The sequence below is a fragment of the Leclercia sp. LSNIH1 genome, assembly GCF_002902985.1.
Taxonomy (GTDB): domain Bacteria; phylum Pseudomonadota; class Gammaproteobacteria; order Enterobacterales; family Enterobacteriaceae; genus Enterobacter.
On record NZ_CP026167.1, the window covers coordinates 1,912,634 to 1,930,124 of the forward strand.

Here is a 17,491-nt window from a genome sequence, read left to right on the forward strand (position 1 = left end):
CCGACGGGGGTTAGCCGTTCAGCGCGGAACCGGGCGTCGCAGAGGTCACATACTCTGCGGACACGGGATTCCACAGCTCGTCATAGGAATAGCCCGTGAGGTCTTCCACGACATGGCGAGCCTCGGGCGTGACATCCTGTTTGCGGCCATGTGCCTTCAGGCGTTCAATTTCATCTACAAAGATCTTGTGCGTGCGCTTGTTCAGATGGAAGGTGAGCGCCTGCCACAGGGCAATAATCAGCAGACCGGCGGTACCCACAAACAGCAGCAGGGCGATGGTGTTGATGGCTTCCTGTGGCTGAACCTGGCTCCCTTTCACGAAGCCGCCGCTCTGCAGGAACAGACCCACCGCAAAGGTCGCAATGGCGACCGTAGTCTTACGGGAGAAGGTCATTACCGCCGCAAACAGCCCTTCACGACGCTGACGCGTGATCATTTCGTCGATATCCGGAATAAACGGGAAGACGTTCCACGGGGTAAATTCCAGCACGCAGCGGCCCACCTGATAAACCCCGGCGAGGATCACCAGCAGCATCACTTTGTGGTCTGTCGGGAACTGATAGACCAGGAAGAACCCGCCGAGACAGAGCAGCATGACAGAGTAAGCAAAGACATAAAGACGTGACGGGCCATATTTGATGATTGCCACGCCTGCCGCCAGCGTAACCGGCAACCCGACGATGCTCATAGAGAGCAGGGAGCCCGCCAGCGAGGAGGAAACGCTCAGACAGTAGACGCAGAAGAAGACGAAAACCGTGTTGTAAACATCCTTGGCGGTAAAGGAGAAAAGATAGATGGCGAGGTGTTTACGGAACGCGCGAACCTTCAGCGTTGAAGCGTACTCCTTAAACAGATTGCCTACGGCGGCGAGTTGCTCAGCGGCTGTTTTTGCCTGTGGCGCTTTTTTCATTTCTGCCAGCATTTCTGGGGTTAACTCTCGTTCCCATGTAACTTTCCAGGAGATAAACACGCAGACGGTGAACAGCACGGCAAACACCACGCCGTTGATCAGATAAGCATCGGCATTGTGATCGCCCAGCCAGCCAATCAGCAGGCCTGGAATAAAGGTCGCGAGGAACGTTCCGGAGGCTGACAGGAACATACGGCAGGTGGAAAGTTTGGTACGGTCGTTAAAGTCTTTGGTCATTTCCGACGGCAGCGTTTCCCATGGGATCAGCACCATTGCAGCAATGATTTCAAAGGCCAGATAGACGGCGAGATAGAACCAGAAATTCATCCCGTTCAGCCAGAGCAGAATATAAACCAGCATCAGCGGCGCACCGATCAGCAGAAAGAACCGCCGGCGACCAAATTTTTTGCCCAGGTAATTTTTATAAAAATGATCCGTAAAACTGCCCATAAACAGGCTGACGATCGCGTCGACAATACGGGCGATAGCGACGATAGAGGCTGCTTCAATCGGCGACAGACCGACAAAGGTGGTATAGAAGAAAAGCAGCCAGGCACCAATAACGGTAAAAGCCCCGCCACCCATGATATCTGTCAGACCATAGCCGATACTGACAGGAATAGTGACTTTTCTCTTCTTAAGCGACATAGGTTATTCCTGCCTCAGGCTTGAGCAAAACAAAAATAGCGGCGTGCGTTTTCAACACAGATGCCGCGAATCATGGAAGCAAGGATCGCTTCATCTTTCGGGACTTCCCCTCTCTCTACCCAGCCGCCAATCAGATCGCAGAGGATCCGGCGGAAGTAATCGTGACGGGTATAGGAGACGAAGCTGCGGGAGTCGGTGAGCATGCCGATAAAATTGGCCAGTAAACCCTGATCGGCCAGGGTGTTAAGCTGGCTAACCATGCCGCGGCGCGTATCGTTAAACCACCAGCCGGAACCAAATTGCAGCGGGGACTTCACGCCCTCTTCACCGCTCTGGAAATTGGCGAGGGTGGAGGCGACCACGTCGTTGTAGCTGGCGTTAAGGTTATAGAGGATCGTTTTTGGCAGACCGTCGTTTTCAGCCATGGCATTGAGCAGGGCGTTCAGGCTCCCGGCGAGATGGGGCTGATCGCCAATTGAATCAAAACCGCTGTTAATGCCGACTTTGCGGAACATCGGCATGTTGTTGTTACGGATCGCACCGAAGTGAATCTGCATCGCCCAGCCGCGCTGTTTGTACATTCTGGCAAGCGCGACAAAAATGAGGCTATCCCACGCCTGGCGTTCATTTTCCGTCAGCGTTTCACCCGCCAGTCGGCGTTGGAACAGCGCGGCTTGCGCGGTTTCATCGAGACAGCAATAGTGCACTGCCAGCGGCCCGTGATCGGAAATTCGGCAGCCCACGGAGTGGAAGAAATCAATGCGTGACGCCAGTGCAGCCAGGAAGTGTTCGAGTGACGCGATCGATATGTCTGTTTTCTGCGCCAGCCGTTCGACAAAGGTCAGGAAGCGATCCGGGTCCGTATCGAACAGTTCATCCGGGCGGAAGGTGGGCAGGACGAGAGTGGCAAAATCGCTCTGCGCTGCCAGTTGCTGATGGTAGTGCAGATCGTCAAGCGGGCCATCGGTAGTGCACAGCGCTTCAACGTTAGAGCGGCGAATTAATGCCTGGGGTAAAAAATCACTGCCACGTAACTGTTCATTACAGCGGCGCATAATTTCACGCCAGTTTTTGCTGTTGAGGGTGTCGTCGATATTAAAATAGTGCTTCAGTTCGAGATGGGTCCAGTGGTAAAGCGGATTGCCAAAACTGGCTTCAACGGTTTGCGCCCAGGCTTCGAATTTTTCTTCCGCACTGGCATTACCGGTAATTTTCCGTTCAGGGATCCCATTCGTGCGCATGGCACGCCATTTGTAATGATCGCCCTCCAGCCATAGCTGAGTCATATCGGTAAAGGGTTTATTTTCCCATATCGCTTTTGCATCAAGATGACAATGATAATCAATAATGGGTAGCGATTTTGCCAGTTCAGAATATAGCTTCTGCCCTGTGATGTTGTTGATCATAAAGATATTATTAATCAGTGACATAAAGTCTCCGTGAGCGCAGTTTTTTATAACCTAAACACCGCCCTTTTTGGCCGAAGCAGGCCAACGGCGCATGTTTTATGCCATAAACATTAAACCTCTCACGGATTACAAGTCTACTGCCATACAAGTATAAATAAAAAAGTGTGACTCATATCATAGTCATCAAATGTTATTTATTTGTTCTTTTTGGAGAGGGTTGTGTTTATTTGTGCATTACTGAATGTAAATAGCAGAATATATATTACATAATGCTTTTCTTATTAAAATCTTTCACAAAATAACAACCTTTCCTGCAAGGGTTATTTCTTCTAACGGGGAGGCAGGCTTCCACCGCGTTGCAGGGTAAAAGAGACGTTATTTTTCCGGCGAGGCTTGATCTCATAAAAATTACTGAATATGCTTTTTCATACTAGTATGGTACTTATTCAGAACGCGAAAACGTAACGACACAGGTGGAAGCAAAATGCAGATGACAATGCGCTGGTTTGGGCCTCAGGAGGATAAAATTCCCCTTGAGTATATTCGACAGGTGCCCGGGGTTGAGGGTGTCGTGGGGGCATTGTATGACGTTGCGCCCGGAGAGATCTGGCCGGTGGAAAAAATTAAGGCTCTGGTAGAGCAGGCTCATGCCGCAGGGTTAACGATGGAGGTGATCGAAAGCGTCAACATCCACGATGACATCAAAATCGGCACCCCCGAGCGCGACCGTTACATTGAGAACTACAAACAAACCATCCGTAATCTGGCGGGTTTTGGCGTAAAGGTTATCTGTTATAACTTCATGCCGGTCTTTGACTGGATGAAAACAGACATGAACTACCGCCTTCCGGATGGCTCCCTGACCATGGCATTCGAAAAACAGGGGATAGATAAGACCCTGGAGGAGGTGGTGAAGGAGGTTCTGGATAATTCGAATGGTTTCGCGTTGCCAGGATGGGAACCGGAGCGTCTGGCAAAAGTGCAGGAATTATTTGCTCGCTATAACGGCGTGGATGACGACAAGCTGCGTGAAAACCTGTTTTACTTTCTGCGTGAAATTATTCCTGTTTGTGAAGAAGTTGGCGTGAAAATGGCGATCCATCCCGATGATCCTCCGTACTCTATTTTCGGACTGCCGCGAGTGGTGAAAAATTACACCGATCTGGCAATGATTTGCGATGCGGTTGACTCCCCCTCTAATGGGATAACGCTGTGTACCGGCTCTATTGCTGAAGATCCGGACAATGACGTGTACGAAATTCTGGCCGAATTCACCCGCCGTAAGCGTCTCCATTTTGCCCATGTGCGTAATATTAAGTTAATTAAGGATAAAGACTTCTACGAGTCTGCTCATCCTTCCCGGTATGGTTCACTGGATATGTATCGCGTTATGCAGGCTCTGCATGATAACGGTTTCGATGGCTATATCCGTCCGGATCATGGCCGCTTTATCTGGGGTGAAGAGGGCCGCCCGGGCTACGGTCTGTACGATCGTGCATTGGGTGTCACTTACCTGATGGGGCTGTGGGAAGCGCTGGAAAAGAAAAACAAAAATTAACTGAAAAGCGTGCTCACCTGGTGACGGCATTTCATGCTTGTCTGTTTTTGAACAGACAAGCATGATGACAGACCGTTATCCAGGGCGCTGGCGTACCACTTCCGCTCTCGCTATTTATCCTTCCGGCGATCGCTGATGGCCTGCGCCGCGCAGATCAGCGCCAGATGGCTTAACCCCTGGGGCATGTTGCCAACCCATTCGCCGGTGCGGGTATCGAACATCTCATTAAAGGTTTCGACATTGCCGCGATGGCACAGGGTATTGAGAATTTCATCCATGTTCGCTTCCGCCAGCGCCGGTTCACCCATGGAGGCCCAGGCTTCAGCCAGCCAGAAGGCGCAGGCGATAAAGGTGCTCTCCTCCTGCTCAACGCCGCTGTAGCGGTAGATCATTGCGCTGTTATGGCCCAGTTCGCGATAGATCGCCTCATAGGTGAGCTTCATGCGCTTCGGGTTGACCTTCACACCGTAGCGTGACACCAGGGTGAGTGACGCATCAAGCAGTCCACCATCGCCGCTGTAAAAGCAGTAAGACTGATGGGTTTCGGACCAGCAGTGCTCTTCAATCCAGTCGCGGATCCTGTCCCGCTCCCGCGCCCAGCGCGCTTTCCATGTGGGTTCGATATGGCTGCCCTCCGCCAGTACCACGGCGCAGTCCAGCGCCAGCCAGCAGGACATTTTTGAGTGGGTATAGTGCCGCTCTTCCGGCAGTTCCCAGATCCCCGAATCCTTCATGCGCCAGCGATCGGCGCACTGATTGGCAAGATGGCCTAAAAAGCGCGACGTGCCCGTATCCAGAATATGGCCCGCCTCGACGAACAGTTTTGCCACCCCCAGCATATCGCCATACATGCTCAGCTGGCGCTGGGTTCGGGCGTTATTGCCCAGGCGTACCGGCTGCGAATCCCGGTAGCCCTGGAGCTCCGCGTACTTCTCTTCCGGCACCAGCTCGCCGTCGAGGGTGTAGCAGGCCCGCATCTCCGGGCCGTGTTTGATGATGGTTTTCGACAGCCAGGAGAAGGCCGCCTTACACTCTTCAAGGGTGCCAAGATAGGTAAAGGCTTTGATGATCAGGCAGGCATCGCGCACCCAGGCAAAACGGTAATCATAGTTTTTACTGCCACCGGGCCCCTCCGGCAGAGAGGTGGTGGCCGCCGCCGCCAGCGCGCCGGTAGGAGAGTACCAGAGGAACTTCAGCGCCAGCGCGGAGCGGATAACGTGATCTTTGTACAGGCCATCATATTTCAGCCCCTTCACCCAGTCCTGCCACGCGGTGTGGCTGGTCTCAATGCGATTATCAATCGCCTGGATGTCCGGCACCGCCAGCGGCTCATTCAGGGTCACCAGCAGGGCGACCACCTCCCGGCTCCCTTTCTTCAGGACGATTTCCGCCTCGATCTCTTCATCATCGGCATGGGTAATGACCACGTTTTCACTGGTGTGCAGCATCGCCATCAGGTCGCCAATATGATAAACGCTGCCCTTAAAGGTATCGGAGCGCCAGGGCGAGCGGGTTTCGATCATCGTTCCGAACCGCAGATGAAGCCTGAACGTCACGGTGCCGCGCAGGCCTTCCAGACGGCGTGCCAGCTCACTCCAGGGCAGGCGGCCCGCCAGAGTACTGTTAATGGATTCGGTTAACAGAACCGTGCCGCCTTTCGTCTTATAGCGAGTTTCCAGAATGTTGCTGTCATCGCGATAGGCGCGCGAGACGGTGTATTCATCCGCAGGTGTCAGGCTGAAAAAACCACCGATGTTGGGATCCAGTAACCGGTCGAAGAGAGGCGGGGAATCGAGATTGGGCGCGCCCCACCAGTCGATCGAGCCATCCGGGGCGATGAGCGCTACCGAGCGTCCTTCGCCGATAGCAGCATAGTCCCCGAGGCCAACGAACCCGTTATCACGTTGGGGCATGTCGTATTTCGCATTTTTCAAATGAGCGATCCCTTTTCTTTGATGAACATAAAGCCTGGCATAATGCGATGAAAATCGCGCTTTCACCGATGCAGTATGTCCCTCTTCGCGTACACCTCTTTCACCAAGGCACTCCGCCATGATCTCAGGCCGTTAGCATTCATCGTCCTCTCAATAATAGTGGAGTCGCCATGCCGCCAGGACCAGCACCACGAGGTTGAGGATCACGCTTAACATAAACCAGGTTTTGAAAGGCTGCTTTTGGGTTTTATGGCGAAACAGCTGCTGGCCAAAGATCGCTCCCGGCCACCCTCCGACTACCCCGCAGATCAGCAAGGTCGACTCCGGAACCCGGCGCCAGGCTTTGCGGGCCGCGATTTTGTCGGCGCCGTAGATCATAAACGTCAGCGCGCTGGCGAGCAGAAACCACATCGCAAAAGGGTGAGGGGACAAGGCGCTGCCCGCAGCGACCAGGGCCAAAAGGAGATAACAGAGGACATTGAGGTTCATGGGAGGCAGTATCAGTCATCAATCCGAAGGGCGATGATACGCGATCCTGCCGGGAGTGTAACCGGGCTAGCCGGTTAACCGTTTGGCAAAACAGATGGCCTCGTCGCGCCCGATATAGGGGCCAAAGTGGCTTTTCCACTGCTGCCGGTATCGCTGCAAGCTCCGCGGAGAGCTGTTCAATAAGCGTCTGAGAGTCGGTAGAGGCGTACAGGATTTTTCTTTTGTTATCATTTTGCAGTAGCGGCAACAGGCTCGGCGAATAACCGTCAAACTATGTTTGAGCGCAGGTAAATTTAATTTGTGATGAGAATATCTTATTTGCAATAAATTCATTTTATTTATACATAACCTTGTTTTATATCAAACTCTTTGAAATATGCGTGAATTATTTTAGCTAAATACATAATCGCAACTTGAATAATATGAAAAATAAAAAATTACTAATAATGATGTTTACTGCATGTGCTTTTTTTATGGCGGGTAATGCAGTAGCAAAAGGTAATGCGATCTCTGATACTTCGGTTAAAAAAAAGATTATTGCTGAATCAATCGCTTCGTATCCTGGGGTATGTGCCTGTCCTTTTAATCAGGCGAGAAATGGAAGTGCATGCGGCAGACGCAGTGCGTGGAGCAAAGCAGGAGGGTATTCACCGATTTGCTACGAAAAAGAAGTCACTGCCGATATGGTTAAGCGTTGGCGTGAACAAAATCAGATCTAACGTTGCTTCCTGAATTTAAATCACTGTTCTTGATACGCTTAGACATTCGAATGCCTGTTTCCCCTTAAACTGAAATGGCGGCGGCATTATGCCACCGCCTTCCACACTGCTTACTCTTCGTCCTCCAGTAATCCCATTTCGGCGATACGTTCCTGGATCAACTGTTTGCGTTTCTCAATAAAGCGCCGGTAATTTTCCAGCTTCCATAAGGTCCTGGGGCTGCGGGGGATACAGTGCAGATCCAAAAATTCCGGGGATTGATCTTTTAGCCATGTATCGAGGGACTGGGCTCCTTTGTCGCCTGCGCCATTCTGATGGGCAGGTAACAGCATACAGTTCGCCAACTGGTCGATTTCCCAGTTTTCGTAGACACGTACCATACGGCCAGTTTCTTCATTTAAAATCTTCTCTTCTTTTAGCAGGCTACGGGCAAAAATGTGGTCAATCTGCGGTTCATGCTGAAAGCCTGAAGATTTGTATTCTCCGCCATACCACAAGTTAAACAGCAGGTGGATGTGCCCGCTACCGTAGCCGCACCAACCGAAGAGGCGCTCTTCGGTTAAATGCAGGCTACGATTGGCCGAAACGATCGCCGCACGGATCTTTTTCAGATCGAAGCTCTCCTGGTCGTCGATCACTTTTACCAGCTTATCTATAATGCCATCTGGCTGACCAGAAAAAACGCCATTCAGCAGAGCAGGCACCAGATACTGCTTTAATGCTTGCGATCTCGCTAATTTCCCCGGGAAGTGATATTGCAGATATACTAAGGGAATCAGTGCATTATAAGAGGTGAGTGCTTTGCCGGATCGAATATAGGTTTTACTGACAATCTCATCTTTCACAAACATAAGCGCTTTGGCGATAGCTGGCCAGTTTTCACTGATCTGGTTACGCACATTATCATCACGCAGTTTATCCACATCATATTTGGCACCAAAGCCCAGCAGCGTGGTGCTAAGTTTAATCAGAAAATCGCGGGAGAAGTTGAAGCGGCCGCTATCATTAATCTTCTCCAGAAAGTCTTCAAAGATAACGTCAGCGTCAGACCACTCGGTGGAGAGCAGCGTAAACATTAGATCTGATTTGCTTAACCTTGTACCGCCTGAGTTCGCCCGAATAAAGACCTCAACCACATCGTCAAAATCAAGTTCGCTGTCGTCTTCGCTGCTGTCAATCACGTGATAAAGCAACTTACCTTCATTACTAAACTCTTTACCTGCACGACTAATATTGATTGTCGCCTGTTCTCGCTCTTTCGCGCTTAGTTCCAGCTTTTCTTCTTCAATGCGCTGGCTGAGAATCTGTTCGGGTAATTTTTTGGTGTAGACAATGTCTGACATGACCATCCATGGCCAGGAGCTTGTGGCGGCATCCTGAAACTCAAACTGATAGCGAATTTCTTCATTGCTTGTCGATGTACCACTCAGCACATTGAAATGGAGTACTTTACCGTCAATGCTACCTTTCAACGCCAGATAAAAACTTTGTAAGCGCTGCTGGCCGTCCAGAACCAGCCATTTCGACTTCGTTTTGCCGTGATGATAGTGATCTTTTAAATCGACCTTGCCGTCGTTGAAATTCTCTATAAATTTACGGTGCTTAATTTCTTCGCGGGTTTTCCAGAACAGCAGGGAGGAGAGGGGATATTGCCGCATGACAGAGTCGAACAGGCGGGCTATTTGATCGGTATTCCAGACAAACTGTCGCTGAATATTTGGCAACCAAAGCCCGCCACCATCGGCTTCGTTATTATTAATTTCCTGAATCATCGCCTTGATTGATTTACTGGGCATTGCACTCTTCCTTGTCGTTGCGCACACGAATGCGGCATTGAATTTGGCTTAAGGGTATCAAGGGGCATTATCGGCAACGGGAAGATAATATTTAGCGTGAAGGCAGAAAAACGTTCTCAGTGTCAGAGGGCAAGCAATAATTTATCTGCATCTTTTACTTTGAGCAAACCGTTAACCCCCCTCCAGCATCCCAAAGCTGACGATCCTTGAACGCCCCAGCTCTTTCGCCCGGTAGAGCGCCACGTCGGCGGCACGCAGCAGGTTATCGCCCTGAGCGTGCTGCGGATAGCTGGCAATACCGATCGATACATCAACCGGGCCGATCTCCGAGAGCTCATAACGCAGCGTCAGGTTATGCACAGCGGTATGAATTTCACTGGCGCAGGTAAACGCCGTCTCTTCATCCGCGCCCGGCAGCAGGGCCAGAAACTCCTCGCCGCCATAGCGGAACGCCATGCCTTTGTCGCTTACTGCACGCTGGACAATGGTCGCCACGCTTTTAATCACCAGGTCTCCCGCGTCGTGGCCCAGTCTGTCGTTGATGGCTTTAAAGTAATCGATATCGATCATCAGGCAGCTTAATGGCGTACCGCTGTGCATCGCCTGGTTTATCTGGGTGCGCAGAGCATCTTCCAGATGGTGGCGGTTACGCAAGCCAGTCAGCGGGTCGAACAACGCTTTCTCCAGCAGGGCATCACGCAGGCGCTGGTTGGCCAGCGCCAGACCGAGCGCCTCGGCCATCAGCTCCAGATAGGCGCGGGATGGAGCCATCGCCGGGGTCACGTTCTGGAACGAGAGCAGGCCGATGGTTTCGCCCTGGGCAATCAGGGGAACGCAGAGCGCATGGCTGGCACAGGCGTCGGGGAGGTGGTAACAGGTAATATCCGGCTCGCCGGTCACTGGCGGATGACTCTGCCCGCGGCGCACGGCCCAGCACTGGTCCGGATGGAAGGGATCGGACTCACCCTGCGGGTCGAGCCATTCGGCGGCACAGTGCATCTGCCACGGCTCCCTTTCGAGAAGCCAGAGCTGTCCGGGAATGCCCGGCGCTATGCCGGGCGCGAACAGTTGCGCCACGTTCAGGACATCCTCGACGGACTCGCACCCTTGCAGCCGCTGCGTCATTCGCGCCAGCAGCTCGCGGATCGCCCAGTCGGCATCACGCTCTTTTTCCAGCCGCTGCCGTACCAGACCGTTTTCACGAAAGATACGGATCGCCTGGGCCATATCGCCAATCTCGTCGATCTGCCGGTAATCCGGGGCTTCGACCCCATAATCCTGAGACGCCAGTCGGTTGACCACATCACTCAGGCGCACCACCGGGCGCAGCACCCGGCGTTTGAGGATAAAACCGAGCACAAACAAAAACATTAGTGCGGTCAGGCCGACCATCACCTCGGAGAGGGTACGCAGCGCGCGGGATTTTGCCGTGGCATCCTCAATTGCCACATTGGTGCGGCGGTCCAGCATCTGACGAAAATGATCGAGCTGATTCTGGACCTGCTCCAGCTCGCTCTCGTAACGCTCGTTATAAAGCAGTTCAATGGCCTGAGGCTGCTGCCCGCGACCGACGCTGGCGATAGCACTCTGTTGCTCATCCTGCAGCGCATCGGCCATCTGCAAACCTTCGTGCAGCAGCGCCAGCTCTTCATCACTGGCACCCGCATCTTTCAGCTTTTGCAGGCGATGCTCAATTCTGACCATCGTTTCCGCTTTCTGGCGGTACTCCTCTGCCACCGCGGGATCCTGTTTTATGACGTACAACCGCGCCAGGTCGGAGAGCGCCCAGGCGTCAACTTCCACCTCTTCGGTGAGCTGATCGAAGACGTAGCGCTGTTCAACGGCCTGCCGCTCAACGCTTTCGGCGCTGGAGGCCATCAACATAGCCACGCCGGAAGCGATAGTCAGACAAACCGTGGCACCGTATGCCCAGTTAGTGATAGTGGCGATACGCACGTCTTATTCCTTCTTCATAAATCAGGCGAATTTTTCCCTTCCTCGATAATCGCATCGTCAATCTCTTCGGCATTACCGGCATGATCGCGACCCGAAAGCAGGTTCCAGCAGGCGATAAACAGGGCGGCGATTAACGGACCAATCACAAAACCGTTGATGCCGTAAATCTCCATCCCGCCGAGGGTAGTGATGAGGATAAGATAATCGGGCATTTTGGTGTCTTTTCCCACCAGCAGCGGGCGCAGCAGGTTATCCACCAGCCCCACCACCAGCACAAAGAAGCCGACGATAAACAGGCCCTGCCATAGCTGATGGGTGGCGAAGAGGAAAATAGCTGCCGGTACCCAGACGATGGCCGAGCCGACCGCCGGGATCAGCGACAGGAACGCAATCAGCGCCCCCCACAAGATACTGCCATTAATACCGACTATCCAGAAGGCGATACCGCCCAGCACACCCTGGACCAGGGCCACCACGGCCGTGCCTTTTACCGTCGCTCGGGCAACCCCAGCAAATTTGGCAAACAGATGGTGTTTGGCGAAATTCGACAGCGGCAGGCTGTCGAGGATCTGGCGCACCAGCCACGGGCCATCTTTCAACAGGAAAAAGAGCAGATAGACCATCACGCCAAAGCTGATGGCGAAGCCAAAGGTGCCTTTACCAATCAGGAAGGCGCTGCCGGCAAGATATTGCCCGCCGCGTAACGCCGCTTCAGAGAGCTTTTGCTGGATCTGCGCGGCAGTGTCGAGATCATGCTCGATCATCAGCGCGCGCAGCCAGTCTGGCAGGTGAGAGAAGAGACCAGCGAACACCCCGGAAAATTGGGTGTCGTTCTGCTGCAGGCGCGTGTAAACAATATTGAGTTCAAAGGCTAATGAGGAAAAGATCACCATCAGCGGAATAAAGACGATGAGGCAGATAAGCAGCACGCTCAGCAGCGCCGCCAGCCCGTTGCGATCCCCCAGTTTGATACGCAGGGTGTTTTTGACCGGGTAGAAAATCACCGCCAGGATAGCAGCCCACAGAATGGCCGAGAAGTAGGGCGACAGCACATCAAAAAACGCCCATGAGACCATCAGCAGTATCAGTATGAAGAAACCTTTGGTCAGTCCGTTAAATCGCATCAGCTCATCCTTTTTTAATGAAACACTACGACTATAGAGTGTTTTACGTAATTTAACATATTGCGATCTTCTGCCGGGTGGCGGCTGCGCCTTACCCGGCCTACGTGAATGAGTAGGCCCGCGCAAGCGCAGCGCCGCCGGGCAAGGCCCGCACACCCGCCAGTCCGTAGGCCCGTGCAAGCGCAGCGCCGCCGGGCGACAGGCCGCACCACTCGCCAGTTTAGCGGCTAATAAACAGATACCACTTTCGCCTGACCGACGTGGGGCCCGGTGCGGTACATGCTGTAAGTAGCGATTTGCAGGAGGTGTCCTATGGCATGGCGACCCTATCTCTACGTGATTTATACGGTGCGGCCCCGTTTAAGCGCCCGTCGCGCGCGTCTTCGTCTGGTGCATGGCTAGCAATTTGTTAAGAATCGCGGTATAAACACACCTTCTTTTGGATGTTTAGATGTCCATACGTATAGAAGGTGATATGCAAACAGAACAAAACGGACAGCTACAGCGCACCATGAAGACTCGCCACCTGATCATGCTGTCGCTTGGCGGCGTGATTGGCACCGGGCTCTTTTTTAATACGGGTTACATTATTTCCACCACCGGAGCGGCGGGCACGCTGCTGGCCTATCTGATTGGCGCGCTGGTGGTCTGGCTGGTGATGCAGTGCCTCGGCGAACTCTCCGTGGCGATGCCGGAGACCGGCGCCTTTCACGTCTATGCCGCACGCTATCTCGGCCCGGCAACCGGCTACACCGTGGCGTGGCTCTACTGGCTCACCTGGACGGTAGCGCTGGGATCGAGCTTTACCGCCGCCGGATTCTGCATGCAGTACTGGTTCCCGCAGGTGCCGGTCTGGGTGTGGTGCGTACTCTTCTGCGCGGTCATTTTTGCCCTCAACGTCATCTCGACCCGCTTCTTTGCCGAAGGGGAGTTCTGGTTCTCGCTGGTCAAAGTGATCACCATCATCGCCTTTATTGTTCTGGGCGGCGCGGCCATCTTTGGCTTTATCCCGATGCAGGACGGTTCTCCCGCGCCGGGGCTCAGCAACCTTACCGCCGAAGGCTGGTTCCCGCACGGCGGCCTGCCGATCCTGATGACCATGGTGGCGGTTAACTTTGCCTTCTCCGGCACCGAGCTAATCGGCATTGCGGCGGGTGAAACCGAAAACCCGCACAAGGTGATTCCTGTCGCCATTCGCACCACCATTGCGCGGCTGATCATCTTCTTTATTGGCACCGTATTTGTGCTGGCGGCGCTGATCCCGATGCAGCAGGCCGGGGTGGAAAAAAGCCCGTTCGTGCTGGTGTTTGAGAAGGTGGGCATTCCGTATGCCGCGGATATCGTTAACTTTGTGATCCTGACGGCGATCCTCTCGGCGGCCAACTCCGGACTCTACGCTTCCGGGCGGATGCTGTGGTCCCTGTCGAATGAAAACACCCTGCCGCGCTGCTTTGCCCGGCTGAATAAAAACGGCGTGCCGCTAACGGCGCTGTCGGTGTCGATGCTCGGCGGCGTGCTGGCGCTCTTCTCAAGCGTAGTGGCCCCGGATACGGTGTTTGTCGCGCTGTCGGCGATTTCCGGTTTTGCGGTGGTGGCAGTGTGGATCAGCATCTGCGCCTCGCACTTTGTCTTCCGCCGTCGCCATCTGCAGGCGGGCAAACCGCTTGGCGATCTGCACTACCGCGCCCCGTGGTATCCGCTGGTGCCGGTGCTGGGCTTTATCCTCTGCCTGGTGGCCTGCGTCGGCCTGGCCTTTGACCCGAGCCAGCGCATTGCCCTTTACTGTGGTTTGCCGTTTGTGGCGCTCTGCTATGGCGCGTACTACCTTACTCAAAATCTGAAAACCCAGGAGCCTGAACATGTCGCAGAATAATCCGCTTACCGCCCTCCTTGAAAGCCAGCCCTTTGTGGTGCTGGACGGTGCGATGGCAACGGAGCTGGAAGCGCGCGGCTGTAACCTGGCCGACAGCCTGTGGTCGGCGAAGGTATTAATGGAGGACCCGGAGCTGATCCGCGACGTACACCTCGACTACTTCCGTGCCGGGGCGCAGGTGGCGATCACCGCCAGCTATCAGGCCACGCCGGAGGGGTTTGCCGCCCGCGGGCTGGACGAGGCGCACTCCCGGGCGCTGATTAGCAAAAGCGTTGAGCTGGCGCGCAAGGCGCGGGAAGCGTATCTGGCGGAAAACCCGCAGGCCGGCACGCGGCTGGTGGCCGGTTCGGTCGGGCCCTATGGCGCATTCCTGGCGGACGGGTCGGAATACCGCGGCGATTATGTACGCAGCGCAGAGGTCTTTACCGCCTTTCATCGTCCGCGGGTAGAGGCGTTGCTGGATGCCGGGGCGGATCTGCTGGCCTGCGAAACCCTGCCATCGTTTGCTGAAATTAAGGCTCTGGCGGATCTGCTGACGGCCTACCCGCGCGCCCGGGCGTGGTTCTCGTTTACGCTGCGCGACAGCGAGCACCTGAGCGACGGCACGCCGCTGCGCGAGGTGGTGTCGGTGCTGGCGACTTATCCGCAGGTGATTGCGCTAGGGATTAACTGTATCGCGCTGGAGAAGACCACTAGCGCGCTGCAACACCTGCAAAGCCTGACCGCGTTACCGCTGGTGGTCTATCCGAACTCGGGCGAGCATTACGATGCGGTGAGCAAAACCTGGCATCATCACGGGGAAGCGTGCGAGACGCTGGCGGGGTATTTGCCGCAGTGGCTGGCGGCGGGGGCGAAGCTGATTGGGGGGTGTTGCAGGACGACGCCGAAGGATATTGCTGAGATTACTGCCCGGCGCTGAGAATAGCGCTGCACTATCGGTTTCGGTTGAAGAACTTTCGTTAAAAATTCATTGCTCGGGCGGCTCTCTCTTCATTGATGGAGAGGGCTGGAGTGATGAGGGAACGTTCGACTGAAGAGGGGGCCTTTCACCATACGTTGCTTGCTTTAAGGACCTAAGAAATATTGTGGAGCCTTTGTCCCTATGGGAGAGGCAGCAAATACGAAAACGGCAACCAAATTTGTAATGCCAGTCATTTAAGCCACTGACTGGCTCTACGATTGCCCCATTTACTTTATTTTTGCGTCTCATTCGGTTTTGCTGGCTTCATCCATGCATCATCATATTTAATATTTCCTCTTACATAATTCCATTCAATACCTCGGAATCTAAGTCCCACTACTTCATGCATGTTCGGGGTAGTACTACCAGGATAATAAACATGAGTGAAATCTACAGAAGAAACGACAACACCCTCTAGCTTAATATTATAAATCTCCGTCTCTATTCCTGCTTCTACGATTTCATAATATTTAAGCACCGCTTTTTGAAATCTCTTTTGCTCACACACAGCGATAGCAAAGAAAGGGCTGGTTTTATCAAGTTGTTTATGAATTACTACAGGACTATGTTGTCTACATCCTGTCATGTTTCCTGTATTGCTGTCTACTGGCTGCCTTACGCCGTAACTACTATTCATAACTTCTATTGCACCCTCACGGCCTAAAGCCATGCAATCTCCTGGAATTTGCATTCCATTTTCATCATACAGAAATAAATAAGCTGGTAGTGACATAATTATCTGTTCCCATCGTTGTCGATAAAGAATGAATCAGAATAACTGACTCCATTTAAATTATATGCAATATTGTAGTTATATCCCTTTGGCAATTTAACGTTTACACATGTGTCAGGATAGGATAAAGATATATTATCTTTTGCTTCTATAACTGTGTATTTTTTATTTGGCCAATAGTAAATGCTATAACGTTTTAGAATATCACTCTTGTTTATAGTAAAGCAGATGGTGTTATTTTGCATATACACGCTACGATGTATTGATGCTGGTTTTCCTCCACCAGGGCAACCCGTAAGGATAACAATAAAAGGTAATGTGAGTAATCTCTTCATCCCGGAAATCCTTTCAGGACTGATTTGTATTTTCTAATGAGTTCATAAGTGGATACATTCGGATGATAATCTCTATATTCTGTTAAATATAACGTATCACTATTAAATCCATAGGTAAGAAGTAGCCAATAATCGCTGGCAATTGATGCTTGTTGTTCTAGCCCATAATGGAGGAAGTCAGCTTTGTCTAAACTGTAACTATAATCAGCCAGGCGAGAGAATAACCCTCTGGTTCTCACAAACATTCCCTTTTGTGCTTGCCATGCATGAACCATTTCATGCATAAATCTGTGTTTCTTCTGCAGGTCTCTTTCTAAAGAAAAATCCGGTGAATAGGTTCCCTCTCTAAACCATAATTCGCCGTCAGGAGCCATTGCAACATCTACAGGTTGCAGGTTGAATGGTAAATACCCTTCACGATGTACCCAAATGCGGCTATAGATCAGACTTCCACCAAATAAAGTCCTGGCTAATGCAATTTCACCTATCGTTAGTTGTCTGACGCCACCAGGTACAATCGGTGTTCCTGATGTGGGTTTTATACTTTCATCAACTGGCATTTAGTATCCCTCTAATTGCTGTTGGTTTTGTATGTTAATCGTACAGTATGCGACAGGCGAGAGGAAGCGTGGTTTACAGAAAAGTGCTTAAAATTAAAAGGCTTTAAGTGAAACAGGTAATGGCAACCGTAGGCCCGGCAAGCGCAGCGCCGCCGGGCATTAATCATTACGCCAGGAGTTCAATTACCCCCTCATCGGTTCTGAGCCAGCGCGGCATCTTGAGCGTATCGGCGTAGAAACTGACCCGTTCTCCGGGCAGATTCTGGATGACTCTTTCCACGTCCGTGGTGAGCGAGCCACTGATCAACTGCTGGGTCAGTACCTGGCAGTAGCGCCCGAGGTGATCGGCCTCGGGCTCAAACACAGGGAGACGGGTCGGGAAATCCTTTACCGTCAGGCTTTCTTTTAACGCCTCCGGAACCACCACCGGAGCCGCACGCTCCCCCTCACCCCAGCCCTCTCCCACAGGAAGAGGGAACAAAACGG

At 52.8% G+C, this 17,491-nt stretch carries 15 protein-coding genes; 4 read left to right on the forward strand and 11 right to left on the reverse strand.

What is annotated here, in order from left to right; translation table 11 throughout:
- Nucleotides 1-10: 10 nt before the first annotated feature.
- On the reverse strand, nt 11-1,558 hold the full coding sequence (locus tag C2U54_RS09515) for an MFS transporter (RefSeq protein ID WP_103178403.1): 1,548 nt from the start codon (nt 1,556-1,558) through the stop codon (nt 11-13).
- Nucleotides 1,559-1,572: 14 nt separating this feature from the next.
- Nucleotides 1,573-2,988 carry a glucuronate isomerase gene (uxaC, locus tag C2U54_RS09520; RefSeq protein WP_103178404.1) on the reverse strand — a complete coding sequence of 472 codons (1,416 nt, stop codon included), beginning with the start codon at nt 2,986-2,988 and terminating at the stop codon, nt 1,573-1,575.
- A gap of 463 nt (nt 2,989-3,451) precedes the next feature.
- On the opposite strand from uxaC, the gene uxuA reads away from it, so the two are divergent.
- Nucleotides 3,452-4,525, forward strand: coding sequence for a mannonate dehydratase (gene uxuA / locus C2U54_RS09525; protein ID WP_103178405.1), 1,074 nt, complete (start codon nt 3,452-3,454; stop codon nt 4,523-4,525).
- A 110-nt stretch (nt 4,526-4,635) separates the two neighbouring features.
- Here uxuA and C2U54_RS09530 read toward each other — a convergent pair whose 3' ends face one another.
- Both C2U54_RS09530 and C2U54_RS09535 read right to left on the reverse strand, forming a co-directional pair.
- Nucleotides 4,636-6,459, reverse strand: coding sequence for a glycoside hydrolase family 15 protein (locus C2U54_RS09530; RefSeq protein ID WP_442786156.1), 1,824 nt, complete (start codon nt 6,457-6,459; stop codon nt 4,636-4,638).
- Nucleotides 6,460-6,609: 150 nt separating this feature from the next.
- Nucleotides 6,610-6,948, reverse strand: coding sequence for a DUF1294 domain-containing protein (locus C2U54_RS09535; RefSeq protein WP_103178406.1), 339 nt, complete (start codon nt 6,946-6,948; stop codon nt 6,610-6,612).
- A 446-nt stretch (nt 6,949-7,394) separates the two neighbouring features.
- Here C2U54_RS09535 and C2U54_RS09540 point away from each other — a divergent pair, with 446 nt between their 5' ends.
- Nucleotides 7,395-7,667, forward strand: coding sequence for a hypothetical protein (locus C2U54_RS09540; protein WP_103181033.1), 273 nt, complete (start codon nt 7,395-7,397; stop codon nt 7,665-7,667).
- A gap of 110 nt (nt 7,668-7,777) precedes the next feature.
- Here C2U54_RS09540 and C2U54_RS09545 read toward each other — a convergent pair whose 3' ends face one another.
- The 3 genes from C2U54_RS09545 to C2U54_RS09555 form a co-directional block, all read right to left on the reverse strand.
- A complete protein-coding gene (locus C2U54_RS09545) occupies nt 7,778-9,463 on the reverse strand; it encodes a DUF262 domain-containing protein (RefSeq protein ID WP_103178407.1) in 1,686 nt (561 codons plus the stop codon).
- A gap of 171 nt (nt 9,464-9,634) precedes the next feature.
- On the reverse strand, nt 9,635-11,419 hold the full coding sequence (locus tag C2U54_RS09550; RefSeq protein WP_103178408.1) for a diguanylate cyclase: 1,785 nt from the start codon (nt 11,417-11,419) through the stop codon (nt 9,635-9,637).
- Between the two features lie 14 nt (nt 11,420-11,433).
- Complete coding sequence (locus C2U54_RS09555) at nt 11,434-12,543, reverse strand: AI-2E family transporter (RefSeq protein WP_103178409.1); 1,110 nt, start codon at nt 12,541-12,543, stop codon at nt 11,434-11,436.
- A 475-nt stretch (nt 12,544-13,018) separates the two neighbouring features.
- On the opposite strand from C2U54_RS09555, the gene mmuP reads away from it, so the two are divergent.
- On the forward strand, nt 13,019-14,416 hold the full coding sequence (gene mmuP / locus C2U54_RS09560) for an S-methylmethionine permease (RefSeq protein ID WP_103178410.1): 1,398 nt from the start codon (nt 13,019-13,021) through the stop codon (nt 14,414-14,416).
- Complete coding sequence (gene mmuM / locus C2U54_RS09565) at nt 14,403-15,335, forward strand: homocysteine S-methyltransferase (RefSeq protein ID WP_103178411.1); 933 nt, start codon at nt 14,403-14,405, stop codon at nt 15,333-15,335. Before mmuP ends, mmuM begins: the two co-directional genes overlap by 14 nt.
- Nucleotides 15,336-15,609: 274 nt before the next feature.
- On the opposite strand, the gene C2U54_RS09570 is transcribed toward mmuM, so the two are convergent.
- The 4 genes from C2U54_RS09570 to C2U54_RS09580 all read right to left on the reverse strand — a co-directional run bounded on the left by C2U54_RS09570 (nt 15,610) and on the right by C2U54_RS09580 (nt 17,486).
- Nucleotides 15,610-16,110 carry an Hcp family type VI secretion system effector gene (locus tag C2U54_RS09570; RefSeq protein ID WP_103178412.1) on the reverse strand — a complete coding sequence of 167 codons (501 nt, stop codon included), beginning with the start codon at nt 16,108-16,110 and terminating at the stop codon, nt 15,610-15,612.
- Nucleotides 16,111-16,112: 2 nt separating this feature from the next.
- A complete protein-coding gene (locus C2U54_RS27200; protein ID WP_139156319.1) occupies nt 16,113-16,445 on the reverse strand; it encodes a putative T6SS immunity periplasmic lipoprotein in 333 nt (110 codons plus the stop codon).
- Nucleotides 16,442-17,005: a type IV secretion protein Rhs gene (locus C2U54_RS09575; RefSeq protein ID WP_103178413.1), complete on the reverse strand. Its 564-nt coding sequence runs from the start codon at nt 17,003-17,005 to the stop codon at nt 16,442-16,444. The genes C2U54_RS27200 and C2U54_RS09575 overlap by 4 nt, the downstream gene beginning before the upstream one ends.
- A gap of 166 nt (nt 17,006-17,171) precedes the next feature.
- Nucleotides 17,172-17,486 (reverse strand): hypothetical protein, encoded by a 315-nt coding sequence (locus C2U54_RS09580; RefSeq protein WP_139156320.1) that lies wholly within the window; start codon nt 17,484-17,486, stop codon nt 17,172-17,174.
- Nucleotides 17,487-17,491: the final 5 nt, after the last annotated feature.

Coding starts and splice junctions, on each gene's coding strand:
- C2U54_RS09570 (WP_103178412.1), bottom strand. CDS start 16,110: ATGTCACTACCAGCTTATTTATTTCTGTATGATGAAAATGGAATGCAA.
- C2U54_RS09575 (WP_103178413.1), bottom strand. CDS start 17,005: ATGCCAGTTGATGAAAGTATAAAACCCACATCAGGAACACCGATTGTA.
- mmuM (WP_103178411.1), top strand. CDS start 14,403: ATGTCGCAGAATAATCCGCTTACCGCCCTCCTTGAAAGCCAGCCCTTT.
- uxaC (WP_103178404.1), bottom strand. CDS start 2,988: ATGTCACTGATTAATAATATCTTTATGATCAACAACATCACAGGGCAG.
- C2U54_RS09555 (WP_103178409.1), bottom strand. CDS start 12,543: ATGCGATTTAACGGACTGACCAAAGGTTTCTTCATACTGATACTGCTG.
- C2U54_RS27200 (WP_139156319.1), bottom strand. CDS start 16,445: ATGAAGAGATTACTCACATTACCTTTTATTGTTATCCTTACGGGTTGC.
- C2U54_RS09535 (WP_103178406.1), bottom strand. CDS start 6,948: ATGAACCTCAATGTCCTCTGTTATCTCCTTTTGGCCCTGGTCGCTGCG.
- C2U54_RS09515 (WP_103178403.1), bottom strand. CDS start 1,558: ATGTCGCTTAAGAAGAGAAAAGTCACTATTCCTGTCAGTATCGGCTAT.
- C2U54_RS09545 (WP_103178407.1), bottom strand. CDS start 9,463: ATGCCCAGTAAATCAATCAAGGCGATGATTCAGGAAATTAATAATAAC.
- mmuP (WP_103178410.1), top strand. CDS start 13,019: ATGCAAACAGAACAAAACGGACAGCTACAGCGCACCATGAAGACTCGC.
- uxuA (WP_103178405.1), top strand. CDS start 3,452: ATGCAGATGACAATGCGCTGGTTTGGGCCTCAGGAGGATAAAATTCCC.
- C2U54_RS09540 (WP_103181033.1), top strand. CDS start 7,395: ATGATGTTTACTGCATGTGCTTTTTTTATGGCGGGTAATGCAGTAGCA.